Source organism: Bradyrhizobium sp. USDA 241, assembly GCF_049739505.1.
Taxonomy (GTDB): domain Bacteria; phylum Pseudomonadota; class Alphaproteobacteria; order Rhizobiales; family Xanthobacteraceae; genus Bradyrhizobium; species Bradyrhizobium liaoningense.
Genome location: NZ_JBMGPZ010000004.1, coordinates 1,162,551 through 1,175,014 on the forward strand (window position 1 = coordinate 1,162,551; position 12,464 = coordinate 1,175,014).

Annotated in this window: 13 protein-coding genes and 1 pseudogene; 11 read left to right on the forward strand and 3 right to left on the reverse strand. The window is 63.7% G+C overall.

Annotated elements, in window-relative coordinates:
* Positions 1 to 114: 114 nt before the first annotated feature.
* Positions 115 to 537 (reverse strand): protoporphyrinogen oxidase HemJ, encoded by a 423-nt coding sequence (gene hemJ / locus ABIF91_RS15280; RefSeq protein ID WP_028181379.1) that lies wholly within the window; start codon positions 535 to 537, stop codon positions 115 to 117.
* A 522-nt stretch (positions 538 to 1,059) separates the two neighbouring features.
* On the opposite strand from hemJ, the gene ABIF91_RS15285 reads away from it, so the two are divergent.
* Genes ABIF91_RS15285 through dnaQ form a run of 4 tightly spaced genes read left to right on the forward strand, consistent with a single transcriptional unit; the run spans position 1,060 to position 3,901 of the window.
* Complete coding sequence (locus ABIF91_RS15285; RefSeq protein ID WP_424579226.1) at positions 1,060 to 1,911, forward strand: pyruvate, water dikinase regulatory protein; 852 nt, start codon at positions 1,060 to 1,062, stop codon at positions 1,909 to 1,911.
* Between the two features lie 8 nt (positions 1,912 to 1,919).
* Positions 1,920 to 2,528, forward strand: a complete 609-nt coding sequence (locus ABIF91_RS15290; protein ID WP_035668978.1) for a Maf family nucleotide pyrophosphatase — start codon at positions 1,920 to 1,922, stop codon at positions 2,526 to 2,528.
* Between the two features lie 23 nt (positions 2,529 to 2,551).
* On the forward strand, positions 2,552 to 3,151 hold the full coding sequence (gene coaE / locus ABIF91_RS15295) for a dephospho-CoA kinase (protein ID WP_028181897.1): 600 nt from the start codon (positions 2,552 to 2,554) through the stop codon (positions 3,149 to 3,151).
* 27 nt (positions 3,152 to 3,178) lie between these two features.
* Positions 3,179 to 3,901: a DNA polymerase III subunit epsilon gene (gene dnaQ / locus ABIF91_RS15300; RefSeq protein ID WP_028181896.1), complete on the forward strand. Its 723-nt coding sequence runs from the start codon at positions 3,179 to 3,181 to the stop codon at positions 3,899 to 3,901.
* On the opposite strand, the gene secB is transcribed toward dnaQ, so the two are convergent.
* A complete protein-coding gene (secB, locus tag ABIF91_RS15305) occupies positions 3,892 to 4,377 on the reverse strand; it encodes a protein-export chaperone SecB (protein ID WP_028181895.1) in 486 nt (161 codons plus the stop codon). The two genes, dnaQ and secB, sit on opposite strands and share 10 nt — an antisense overlap.
* A gap of 397 nt (positions 4,378 to 4,774) precedes the next feature.
* Here secB and ABIF91_RS15310 point away from each other — a divergent pair, with 397 nt between their 5' ends.
* Genes ABIF91_RS15310 through ABIF91_RS15320 form a run of 3 tightly spaced genes read left to right on the forward strand, consistent with a single transcriptional unit; the run spans position 4,775 to position 7,561 of the window.
* Positions 4,775 to 5,482, forward strand: a complete 708-nt coding sequence (locus tag ABIF91_RS15310) for a Tim44/TimA family putative adaptor protein (protein WP_028181894.1) — start codon at positions 4,775 to 4,777, stop codon at positions 5,480 to 5,482.
* Positions 5,460 to 6,974 carry a murein transglycosylase A gene (locus ABIF91_RS15315; protein ID WP_028181893.1) on the forward strand — a complete coding sequence of 505 codons (1,515 nt, stop codon included), beginning with the start codon at positions 5,460 to 5,462 and terminating at the stop codon, positions 6,972 to 6,974. The genes ABIF91_RS15310 and ABIF91_RS15315 overlap by 23 nt, the downstream gene beginning before the upstream one ends.
* Positions 6,971 to 7,561 carry a Smr/MutS family protein gene (locus ABIF91_RS15320; protein WP_424579227.1) on the forward strand — a complete coding sequence of 197 codons (591 nt, stop codon included), beginning with the start codon at positions 6,971 to 6,973 and terminating at the stop codon, positions 7,559 to 7,561. The genes ABIF91_RS15315 and ABIF91_RS15320 overlap by 4 nt, the downstream gene beginning before the upstream one ends.
* A gap of 163 nt (positions 7,562 to 7,724) precedes the next feature.
* On the opposite strand, the pseudogene ABIF91_RS15325 reads toward ABIF91_RS15320, so the two are convergent.
* Positions 7,725 to 8,000: pseudogene (locus ABIF91_RS15325) on the reverse strand (hypothetical protein); the annotation flags it as partial.
* 108 nt (positions 8,001 to 8,108) lie between these two features.
* Here ABIF91_RS15325 and istA point away from each other — a divergent pair.
* The 4 genes from istA to ABIF91_RS15345 all read left to right on the forward strand — a co-directional run bounded on the left by istA (position 8,109) and on the right by ABIF91_RS15345 (position 12,454).
* Positions 8,109 to 9,866 (forward strand): IS21-like element IS1631 family transposase, encoded by a 1,758-nt coding sequence (istA, locus tag ABIF91_RS15330; protein ID WP_100214066.1) that lies wholly within the window; start codon positions 8,109 to 8,111, stop codon positions 9,864 to 9,866.
* A 4-nt stretch (positions 9,867 to 9,870) separates the two neighbouring features.
* On the forward strand, positions 9,871 to 10,638 hold the full coding sequence (gene istB / locus ABIF91_RS15335; protein WP_038952109.1) for an IS21-like element IS1631 family helper ATPase IstB: 768 nt from the start codon (positions 9,871 to 9,873) through the stop codon (positions 10,636 to 10,638).
* A gap of 89 nt (positions 10,639 to 10,727) precedes the next feature.
* Complete coding sequence (locus ABIF91_RS15340; protein WP_424579228.1) at positions 10,728 to 12,047, forward strand: SDR family oxidoreductase; 1,320 nt, start codon at positions 10,728 to 10,730, stop codon at positions 12,045 to 12,047.
* Complete coding sequence (locus tag ABIF91_RS15345; RefSeq protein ID WP_028180015.1) at positions 12,047 to 12,454, forward strand: thiol-disulfide oxidoreductase DCC family protein; 408 nt, start codon at positions 12,047 to 12,049, stop codon at positions 12,452 to 12,454. The genes ABIF91_RS15340 and ABIF91_RS15345 overlap by 1 nt, the downstream gene beginning before the upstream one ends.
* Positions 12,455 to 12,464: the final 10 nt, after the last annotated feature.

Consider the following 12,464-nt stretch of genomic DNA (forward strand, 5'->3'; position numbering starts at 1 on the left):
TGGAAAGCTCGGACACAACCACATCCGCCTGCGTTGGGTGGGATGTCGGTAATATAGAAAATCGCTTCCTGCTCCGCAAGCCGAAGCGCTGAGCGAATCGTCGGCGCAACGTGCCTAGAACGGCTTCACGATCACCATGATGACGATGAAGATCATCAGAACGGTCGGCACCTCATTGATTATGCGATAGAATTTCTGGCTCCGCGGGCGCCGGTCGGCGGCAAAATCCTTCAGCCAACGGGAAAAAAAGCCGTGGACCGCGGACATCGCCAGGACCAATGCCAGTTTTACGTGCAACCAGGGCGATGCGAACCAATGACCGGACCACGCGAGATAGAGACCGGCCAGCCAGGTCACGATCATGGCCGGGTTGATGATCGCCTTGAGCAGCCGGCGTTCCATGACCTTGAACGTTTCCGACTGCTTCGAGCCGATCTCCGCTTCGCAATGATAGACGAACAGCCGCGGCAGATAGAGCATGCCGGCCATCCAGGAGATGACCGCGATCACGTGCAGCGCCTTGATCCACTCGTACATTCCGGCAGCCTTCCGTGTCTTGCCTTTCGCGTTTTCTGGACGCGAACCGGGATCCATGTCGTTCGAACGCGCCCTGTCTCACCGGACTGTGGATGGAACGAGCCCGGTAAGAATTCATTCATAGATTGGGGTGCACACACATATCCGCGTGCTCGGCTCTTCTAAACCTAAAACTTTTAGAATCTTAAGGTTTGAGTCTTAGTGACCGTGGATTGGACTCACACAATTCCGTCCGCCACTTCACGCGCGCTTGTTCACATCCATTAACATATCCTGCGCGACCTCGAGCCGTCCGGATAAGCGGCCCGGACTCAAGAGCTTGCGCTTGCCCGTCGGCAGCTTATCAAGAGGCTTATCCGCGCAATCCCGCTCGCCTCGTCGGAGGGCGCCGGACTTGTCCTGACCGGCACTGGTGTGAAGAAAATTGGCCGTTGTCCCGCCCCTGGTGTCGCACATCCCTTTCCAAGGGGTTAAGGTCCACAGAAATCCACAAACCGCCCCGCCCTCATACAAAGAGTTTCTGTGCCGACTTCGAACAATTATTTCCATCTGCATCTGGTCTCCGACTCCACCGGTGAGACGCTCATCACCGTGGCGCGCGCGGTCGCGGCCCAATACGCCAACGTGACGCCGGTCGAGCACGTCTATCCGCTGGTGCGCAGCCAGAAGCAGCTCGACCGCGTGCTCGACGAGATCGAGGAAGCGCCGGGAATCGTGCTGTTCACGCTGCTCGAAAAGGATCTGGTCGCCAGGCTCGAGGACAAGTGCAAGCAGATCAATGTTCCAAGCCTGTCGATCATCGGCCCGGTGATGCAGCTGTTCGAAGCCTATCTCGGCGCTGCGACCACCGGACGCGTCGGCGCCCAGCACGTCCTCAACGCGGAATATTTCAAGCGCATCGACGCGTTGAACTACACGATGATTCATGACGATGGTCAGCACGTCGAAGGTCTCGACGACGCAGACGTGGTCCTGGTCGGCGTGTCCCGGACGTCGAAGACGCCGACCTCGATCTATCTCGCCAATCGCGGCATCCGCACCGCCAATGTGCCGCTGGTTCCGGGCATTCCCGTACCCTCGCAACTGGAGACGTTGACGCGGCCGCTGGTCGTCAGCCTGCACGCGACGCCGGAACGCCTGATTCAGATCCGTCAGAATCGCCTGTTGTCCATGGGAGCCGAGTCCGGCAGCGGCAGCGGCAGCGACACCTACACCGACAGGCAGTCGGTCACCGAGGAGGTCGCGTTTGCTCGCAAGCTCAGCGCCAAGCATGACTGGCCGCTGCTCGACGTCACCCGCCGCTCGATCGAAGAAACCGCGGCGGCGATCATGAAGCTCTATACTGATCGCCAGCGCAACCGGCCCTCGGAATAGTTTCTGCCATGGCTCTGTGGCGCGGCACATCTCCGTTGATCCTGGCCTCACAAAGCAGCGCGCGCAAAATGCTGCTGGCCAATGCCGGGCTCGAATTCGAGGCTGTGACGGCGGATATCGACGAGCGCGGCATTCAGACCGCATCGAGACTCTCAAACCCGCGCGAGATCGCCCTGTTGTTGGCGCGAGAAAAGGCCAAGGCGGTTTCGACGAGTCATCCAGGAAACTACGTGATCGGCGCCGATCAGACATTGGCTCTCGGTATGCGTCTCTTCAACAAGCCCGCAGGCCGCGCACAGGCGCTGGCGCAGCTGCGCGATCTCGCCGGCAAGAGCCACGAGCTGAATTCGGCCGTAGCCGTGGCGCGTGACGGAAAGATTGTTTTCGAGGACGTGTCAGTCGCCCGCATGACCATGCGAGAGATGACCGAGGGCGAGCTTTCGGCCTATCTCGCCGCCGCCGGCGATGCCGTCACGACCAGCGTCGGCGCCTATCAGCTCGAAGGCCTCGGTATCCATCTGTTCGAGCGGATCGAGGGCGATCATTTCACCATTCTCGGCCTACCACTGCTGCCGCTGCTTGCGTTCCTGCGCCGCGAGCGGCTAGTTGCAGTGTGACCGACAGACATGGCTTTGGCTTGATGCGGATCCTCGGACTGACCGGCTCGATCGGGATGGGCAAATCCACCACCGCGAAACTATTCGCGGAGGCCGGTGTGCCCGTCTACGATGCGGATGCCGCCGTGCATCAGCTCTATGAGGGCGAAGCGGCTCCCGCGATCGAGGCTGCCTTCCCTGGCACCACCGTCAGCGGCAAGGTCGACCGCACAAAACTGTCGGCGCGCGTCGTGGAAGATCCTGCCGCGATCAAGCAGCTCGAGCAGATCGTTCATCCGATGCTGGGCGCCTCCCGGCAGAGATTCTTCGCCGAGGCCGAGGCCGCCAAGGCGCCGGTCGTGGTGCTGGACATCCCGCTGCTGTTCGAGACCGGCGGCGACAAGCGGGTGGACGCCGTGGTCGTGGTCTCGACGTCGCCCGAACTCCAGCGCCAGCGGGTGCTGGCGCGCGGCACCATGGACGAAGCCAAGCTCGACGCCATCATCGCCAAGCAAACGCCGGATGCCGAAAAGCGGCGGCGTGCCGATTTCGTGGTGGATACGTCACACGGACTTGAGCCGGTGCGGGCGCAAATCGCGGACATTCTGGCCGAGGTCGTTAAGATGCCGCAGCGGCGAGCCTGATTCGCCGTCTCACACGGCGACCAAGACATGCGCGAAATCGTCCTCGACACCGAAACGACCGGCCTCGATCCGCTCCGCGGCGATCGACTCGTCGAAATCGGCTGCGTCGAGATCCTCAACCGCATGCCGACGGGACAGACCTTTCACGTCTACATCAACCCTGAACGGGACATGCCGGCGGAAGCGTTCGCGGTGCACGGATTGTCGTCCGAATTCCTGGCGACGAAACCGTTGTTCCACGAGGTCGCCGACGAGTTTCTGGAGTTCATCGGCGACGCCCCGCTGGTGATCCACAACGCCTCATTCGACATCGGCTTCATCAATGCCGAGCTTGACCGCATCAAGCGCGCCGCGATCCCGCGCGAGCGGCTGGTGGATACGCTGCTGCTGGCGCGCCGCAAGCATCCCGGCGTGTCCAACCGGCTCGACGATCTCTGCTCGCGCTATGCGATCGACAATTCACGCCGCACCAAGCACGGCGCGCTGCTGGACGCCGAGCTGCTGGCCGAAGTCTATGTCGATCTGGTCGGGGCGCGACAGTCGCAGCTGCTGCTGGCTTCGGACACCCAGGAGATCCGCGTCAATGCGGCCGGCGATGCGCCGCGGCGGCAGCGCCTGGTGCCGCTGGCGCCGCGGATTTCGGAGGCCGAGCGCGAGGCCCATCGGGCCTTCATCGCGACACTCGGCGACAAGGCGATCTGGAACGAGTACCTGCCCGCTCCAGCCGCCGTGGCGGTCGGTCAGGCCTGACCGGCTTGACCCTGAGCGGCCATTTGCCGCTCCATGTTCTGGCGGTAGAGACCGACGAAGTCGACCGGATCCAGCATCAGGGGCGGGAACCCGCCGTCACGCACGGCGGTCGCGATGATCTCGCGGGCAAACGGGAACAACAGGCGCGGGCACTCGATCATGACCAGCGGATGCAGGTTCTCCTTGGGCACGTTGACGATACGGAACACGCCGGCATAGGCGAGCTCGAACGAGAACATCACCTTGCCTGCGGTCTCGGCCTTGCCCTCGACCGACAACGTCACCTCGAACTCCTGTTCGCTGAGATTGTTGGCGTTGACGTTGATCTGGATGTTGATCTGCGGCGGCTGGCTCTGCTGCTGGAGCGAGCCCGGCGCGTTGGGATTTTCGAACGAGAGGTCCTTGGTATATTGGGCCAGCACGTTGAGCTGGGGAGCCTGGGCCGCCTCGGGAGGGGTGCCGTTACCGTTGGTCATGAAAGTCTCTCCTTACCCGATTAGGGCTGAATTTCGCGGCGGTTGGCTAACATAGGGCCGCCTCGTTCCACAAGGACGAACGGCCCCGGATCGCGGAATCGGGCCGCGCCCGCCGTTTGGAGGGTCATCCTGCCTTTTCCGCGAAATTGCGCCTTAAATGATTGAAGATGCGTGATTTCCCGGCAGGATCGGGTTTCCCCTTAAGCCTAAAACGCGCTACACTTGGTGCTGTGCCAAAAGGCGCCATTGGCCCGGCAAGATTTCGTGCCTACATGCCACGGACCTGACGCGGACCCAAAATGGTGATGTGGACTTGCCGTTTCCGTGGGGAACGGTCTACTGGCCGGATTGATTTTCCCGGCAACGACCCCTGAAAAGACCAGAAAGCGAATACGACGTGGACATCTACACCATCATATTCCTGGCGCTGGCAGTCTTCATCTTTTTGAGACTGCGTAGCGTGCTGGGGCAGCGCACGGGCAACGAGCGGCCGCCGTTCGATCGCACCGCGGCCCGCAATGCGCTGGGAGGTGCCCAGGACAACAACGTCGTGACCGTGCCGGGCAAGGTGATCGACCAGGCCCCGCTCGCGCCGACGGCCGAGCCGACCCCGCCCTCCGATCGCTGGAAGGGGCTGGCCGAGCCCGGCACTGCGCTGGCACAGGGCCTCGATGCCATCGTCGAGAAGGATTCCACGTTCGACCCGCGTCATTTCATCTCGGGCGCCCGCGGCGCCTACGAGATGATCGTGCTGGCCTTCGCCAATGGCGACCGCCGCGCGCTGCGCGACCTGTTGTCGTCGGACGTCTATGACAGTTTCGATGCCGCGATCAAAGAACGCGAGAAGAACGAGCAGAAGACCGAGACGCGTTTCGTCTCGATCGACAAGGCCGAGCTCGTCGGCGCCGAGCAGCGCGATCGCACTGCCCAGCTCACCGTGCGCTTCGTTTCGCAGATGATCTCGACCACCCGTGACAAGGCCGGCAACATCGTCGACGGCAGCGCCGACACGGTCGCCGACATCACCGACATCTGGACTTTCGCCCGCGACACCTCCTCTCGCGATCCGAACTGGAAGCTGGTTGGCACCGGAAGCGCGAACTAAGGTCTTTCTGAAGAACAGCGCGACGGCGCTTTGCGCGTGTGCCGTCGTGCTCTCGTCATTTTCGCTCGGTGCCGAGGCGGCGCGGCGCCACCATCGCAGCCATCATCATCACGCCCGGCAATTGCCTGCCGCCCCGCCGCGGGCCTTGCCCTATCCGCAGCTCCCCCTGCCGTTCGAAATTCCCGGCGCGCAATATCTGCCGCTGGCCTGGGCGGACGTGAAGGGTTGGGAAGACGACGACCATCTCGCCGCCTACAAGACGTTCCGCGCCAGCTGCCGGCCGATCAATGCGCAGAACGGCGCGGCCGAACCCAAGGCCTTGGGCGCCTCGCTGAGCGAGCCTTGCCGCGCTGCCAAGACGCTCGATCTCGCCGACGATGCCAAGGCGAAGACCTTCTTCGAGGAGAACTTCACGCCGTTGCGAATCTCGCGCCTCGGCGAGCCCGACGGTTTCGTCACCGGCTATTACGAGCCGGTGCTGGAGGGGTCGCGCACACAAACCGATCTCTACAACGTGCCGGTCTATCGCCGTCCCTCGAATCTGTTCGTGCGCGGCTACAAGCAGGATTCGGTCAGCCTGCCCAACAAGGGCCCGGTCTATCGCAAGATCGGCCGCCGCAAGCTGGTGCCCTATTACGACCGCGGCGAGATCGAGGACGGCAAGATCGCCGGCCGCGGGCTGGAGATCGCCTGGCTCAAGGATCCGACCGATCTTCTGTTCGCCCAGATCCAGGGCTCGGCCCGGATCAAGTTCGAAGACGGCAGCTCGGTTCGGCTCAATTACGACGCCTATAACGGCTATCCCTACACGGCCGTCGGCCGCATCCTGATCGAGCGCGGCATCATCCCGAAAGAGGAGATGTCGATGCAGAAGATCAGGGAGTGGATGGCGCAGAATCCCGACGGCGCCAAGGAGCTGCGCCGCGCGAATCGTGCCTACATCTTCTTCCGCGAGGTCAACCTCTCCGACAAGGACGAGGCGGTGGGCGCGCAAGGCATTCCGCTGACCGCCGGCCGCTCGATCGCGGTCGACAAATCGCTGCATGTCTACGGCACGCCGTTCTTCATCGAGGGCGAGCTGCCGATCGAGTCCGAACGCGCCAAGACGCCGTTTCACCGGCTGATGATCGCGCAGGACACCGGTTCGGCCATCATCGGCCCCGCACGCGCCGATCTGTTTTTCGGCGCCGGCCAGGAGGCCGGCCGTGTCTCCGGGCGGCTGCGCCATCCCATGCGTTTCGTGATGCTGGTGCCGAAGAGCCTCGATCCCGGCCCGCGCGCCGCGAAATTGCCGATACCGGATCCCAGGCCTTCGGAGAAGATCGCAAAGCTGTTTCCGCAGACCGTCCCGGCCAAGGCGGCAACGCCTGCTGACAAGAACGAAACGGTTGCCATCGCCGGTCCCGTTCCGCTACCGATGCCGCGTCCCGCGATCGACGCTGGCTCTGAGCCGCGTCGTCCGGTGAAGAATCGCCCTCATCGGCAGCAATGAAACGATCGTCCCGTCCGCCCGTGCTGGAGCCTCGCCCCTCGCCGCGCCGCCGTGCGCTGAGCGATGAGGAGCGCGAGCTGTGGGACCTCGTTTCGAGGCAGGTCAAGCCGCTGAGAAAGCCCCGCGTGCCAAAGGCGCATGCCGCACCGCGCCCAGAGTCGTCACCGGTAGTGACTGCCATGCAACCCGCGTCATCGCCGCGGCCCGTCGCGGCCGCGCCGTCGCCGCGCGTGACGAAGCCGTCCATTCCGCCCCTGGCGCCGCTTGGCAAGCGCGAGCGGACGAAGCTCTCGCGTGGCCGCAGCGAGATCGAGGCGCGGCTCGATCTGCACGGCATGACCCAGACGCGCGCCCATCGCGCGCTGACCGGCTTCCTGCACCGCGCCCATCAGGATGGCCTGACCTTCGTGCTCGTCATCACCGGCAAGGGCCGCAGCGGGGGCGAAAGTGGTGTGCTCCGCCGTCAGGTGCCGGAATGGCTCAGCCTGCCCGAATTCCGCGCCTTCGTCGTCGGCTTCGAGACCGCGCATATCGGCCACGGCGGCGAGGGCGCGCTGTATGTGCGGATCAGGCGGGCGAGAGGTTAGTGGCTCTACACCTCTCCCGCTTGCGGGAGAAGGTCGCGCCGAAGGCGCGGGTGAGGGTTCTCTCCTCTTGGGGAATGCCGTTGCGGAAATACCCTCTCCCCAACCCTCCCGCGCAGGCGGGGGAGGGAGCACACCTTCGATGCGGCCCAAGCAGAGCTTTAGACTAAAACGGCCGAACAATTCCGACGCGTGGGATCAGCGTGAGTATCAAGCCGAAGATGTTGGTCTTGCGATCCTCCGCCGGGATCAGCTCTGTCTTCCGAGCGGCCGGCAGCATCTTCACGGCGTGCAGGATCAGGAACATGCAGACTGCCCAGTTCGAGATCCAGCGCGAATAGTCGAACACCATCGCGAACATCACGACATAGGCGAGGCTGATGCCGACCAGCGCCGCGACGACGAGGCGGCGATGCGTTTCGCTGGCGAGTGCGCCGATCAGGCCCCGTGGGTCGGTCAAAATCCCCCGGGTATGGTCACTTGAAACTCCCCCACCTGATGATCGCCGTCAGCGCCGCTGAACAGCAGTAGCCGGTCAGGCAGGACGTTTATGTTCGACCCCTTTAGCCAGCAAGGGGCCGGGGAGTTGAACGTCTTGAAGCGACATCTGCAAAGCACCGTACTTACATTACTTGATCGCAACACCAGCCAGCGCGAGATTCACCGGCTGACGGGTGTCGATCGCAAGACGATCCGGCGTTATCAGGCGCTGCGGGCCGGTGCGGAGGCAAATTCCCCCGGGGAAGTGACCACCGGCTCGGTGAGCGCGGACGGCCAAATTCCTCCACCCCGACCACCGGCTTTTGGGACATCGGAAGCGACGGTCACCAGCAGCCTGGCCCGTTCGGCTTGCGAAGCGCATCGGACGTGGATCGAAGAACAGGTCCGGCTGAAGCGGAACGCGCAGGCGATTTACCAGGACCTGGTTGATCAATTTGGCTTTCCGTCCAGCTACCAGAGTGTCAAGCGGTTTGTGCGCCGGTTGCGGCACGCTGATCCTGAGCAGTTTGATCGTCTTGAGTTCCTCCCCGGCGAGGAAGCTCAGGTCGACTATGGCGAGGGCGCGCCGACGGTTGATCCGAAGAGCGGGCGGTACCGTCGTCCCCGCCTGTTCGTGATGACGCTACGCTACTCGCGGCGCAGCTTCCGGCGGGTAGTCTGGAAGTCCAGCCAACAAGTCTGGGCGCAGCTCCACGAAGAGGCGTTCCGGTATTTTGGCGGGGTCCCCAGCTATGTCGTGCTCGACAACCTGAAGGAAGGCGTCCTCAAGCCGGATTTGTACGAGCCCCAGCTCAACCCGATTTACAGCGCGATGCTGGCTCATTACGCCGTGGTCGCCGATCCCGCGCGCGTGGCCGATCCAAATCGGAAAGGATGCGTCGAGAATGCGATTCAACATACCCAGGGCACTGCGCTGGCCGGACGGCGCTTCGAGACGCTGGAGGCGCAAAACGAGTTCTTGAGGCACTGGGAGGAGAACTGGGCTTCCAAACGCATCCACGGCAGCACGCGCCGTCAGGTCGAGGCGATGTTCCAGGAAGAGAAGCCGCACCTGCGGCCGCTGCCTGTCGCTCCCTTCCGCATCTTCACCGAAGTCGTCCGGACTGTCTGCGACGACACCACCGTACGCGTCGACAACAGCTATTACGCCGCGCGGCCCGCGCCGATCGGCAGCCAGGTCGTCGTGCGCATCTACACCACCACGATCGAGATCCGTGATCGCCACACCCGTGCGCTGCTGCGTGTTCATTCCCGGATGGCGCACCCCGGTTCTGTCGTCCTGCCGACCAGCGAACGGCCGTTCAACCCGTCGCGGCAAACCGCCGTGCTGCTGGCGAGCGCCGAGCGCATCGGACCGCAGACCAGGGCCTTGTGCCAGCAGGTGTTCGACACCGAAGGGCGCCCCGGACAGCGCGCGATGTGGGGCATTGTCGGGCTGGGCCGGAAGTATCCGGCGCGGCTGGTCGAGCAGGCCTGCGCGCACGCCATCGACAACCGCATCTACCGCTACAAGCACGTGCGTGCGACCGTCGAGCGGTTGTTCGAACAGGCGATCGAGCAGGTTGGAGTGACGCCACAGCCGGCATCGCCGCTCACCCAGGATCATCCGCTGATCCGTACCCCCGCGGAATACGGCGACCTCTTCAGCCGCGCTGTGCGGCGCGACGCCGACGACAATGGTCGGCAGGCCGAGGCTCACGACGATCACGCCACGGCAATCCGCGCTCGTGTCGCCTGCGCAACCCCGGCCAACTCCGGCGCCACGAGCGCTCCCGCTGCACCTTCTCACCTTAAACTGGAGACCTAGCCACATGATGACCATGCCGGAAATTGAGCGTTGCCTACGACAGCTGCGCCTGTCGGGTGTCCGCGACACGCTGCAGACGCGCGTGCTCCAGGCGCAGGGCGCCAACCAGCCCTTCCTCGAGACCTTCTCCCTTATCCTGCAGGATGAACTGGACCGTCGTCAGTCCCGTCTTATCGAGCGGCGATACCAGCAATCCGGGCTCGACGAAAAGCTGACGCTCGCCGAGTTCGACTGGTCCTTCAATCCCAAACTGCCACGTCAGACCTGCTTCCAGCTCCACACCCTGGCGTTCATTGCCGCTGGCGAGAACGCTCTGCTTGTTGGCAAACCTGGCACCGGGAAGTCGCACATCGCCAAGGCGATTGCCTATCAGGCGATCCTGCAAAGCCACAAGGTCCAGTATCTTGAGACCGACGACTTCTTCCACCGCTACGCCCTGAACTCTCCGGCACAACGCGAGGTCCGGCTGCGAACCATCATCGACTGCGATCTCCTCGTGCTGGACGATCTATTCCTCGCACGCGCCATCCCCGACGACGCCGGCACTTTGCTGCAGACCCTGATCCATCAGCGTTACAAACTGCGCCGCAGCGTCATCGTCACCTCCAATCGCGTCGTGCAGGATTGGGGGGCATACCTTGGGGACAACACTATGAGCACGACGATCCTCGATCGCCTTATGCATCATTGCCATCTGCTTGAGTTCGACGGACGCAGCTATCGGCTCAAAGAAGCCGCTGAAGCTCTTGCCCGGGAAACAAACTCAAACTAACAGTCCCTTGTCCTGCCTCGCGGGTGGAGGAATTTGACTGACCACACCCGGAGGAATTTGAAGTGACCCGCGGGGTTCTGAGTGCAGCGATGAATCAGCGAACCATCCTGGTGCTCGGCGCCTCCGGCCTGATCGGCCGCTTCGTCACCGACGATCTGCGCACGCGGGGCTTTCGCGTCATCGGCGTGGCGCGCAGCCTGTCGCCGGCCCAGACAATGAGCGCGCTGGACATCGAGCTGCCGATCCTCTCGCTCGAAGCGGCCGCGCTGACGCGTCTCCTCAGCGAGCATGCCGTCGATATCGTGGTGAACTGCCTTGGCGTGCTCCAGGACGGTCCCGGCAGCAGCACGAGCGCGGTGCATCGCGATTTCGTCGCGCGCCTGCTTCAGGCGATCGGCGGCAGCGGCCGCGCGATCCGGCTGGTGCATATCTCGATCCCCGGCGCCGCTGAGACGGATCGCACCGTCTTCGCCACGACAAAGCGTGAGGCCGAGCGCCTGATCGTGGCCTCCGGCATTCCCCATGCCACCCTGCGGCCCGGCTTCGTGGTCGCGCCGGCAGCCTATGGCGGCAGCGCCATGCTCCGCGCGCTTGCCGCCTTCCCGGTCGATTTGCCGGCAAAGGAAATGGCAACGCCATTCCAACCCGTCGCGGTCGAGGACATTTCGGCGACCATCGCCTGGCTCGCCGCACGCGACATCGACGATGCCGCCGTGAAGGCGGTGAGTTGGGACCTGATGCAGGCGGAACCGGTCACGATGGCCGGGGTCATCGAGCCGTTTCGCGTCGCGTTCGGCACGGCCGGCTGGCCGCGTTTCGCGATGCCGCGCTTCATGCTCGATCTCGGCGCGAAAATCGGTGATCTCGCCAATCACCTCGGCTGGATGCCGCCGATGCGTTCCACGGCCGTCGCCGAGCTGCGCCGCGGCGTGCGAGGTGATCCCACGGCGTGGATCGCCGCGACGGGCATCGCGCCGAAGAGGCCGGCGGATGCGGTCGGACGTCATCCCGCCACCATCCAGGATAAATGGTTCGCACGGCTGTTTCTGGTCAAGGCGCTGGTCTTCGCGAGCCTGGTCGCATTCTGGATCGTCTCGGGCTTCATCGCCCTGTTCGTGTCCTACCGCGCCGCCGCCGGCATTCTGAGCGCGCATAGCTTCCCGCCCGCGCTCGTCGACCCCATCACCATCGGCACCAGCCTGATGGACATGGGCATCGGCGTATTGATCGCCTTCCGTCGGACCGCGGCGATCGGGCTGGTCGCGGGCATCGTCGCCTCGCTCGGCTACATGGTTGGCGCGGCGATCCTCACTCCCGATCTCTGGATCGAGCCGCTCGGCGCGCTGGTGAAGACGGGACCGGCAATCGTGCTTATGCTCGTCGCGCTTCTCATCTTGGATAATCGCTGATGAGCAAGTGGCCCGACGATGACGTGATTCTGTTCGACGGCGTCTGCATTTTCTGCTCGCGCTGGGTCCGCTTCGTCGCCAGGCGCGACACGGCGAAACGGTTCCGGTTCACGCCGATCCAGTCGGATTATGGGGCTCGGCTTGCGTGCACGTTCGGCATCGATCCGGATGATCCCGACACCAACGCGGTCGTCCACGGCGGCGAGATCTTTATGAAGTCAGATGCCGCGCTGACGGTGCTATCGCAGCTGCCGGGATGGAGCTGGGTGCGCGTATTGTTTGCCGTGCCAAAGTCGGTGCGGGACCCGATCTACAGCCTGGTTGCGCGCAATCGCTATCGCATCTTCGGCAAGTACGATGTCTGCTTCGTGCCTGATGCCGATTTGAAGGCGCGGGTGATCGAGTAGCTCGCAATGA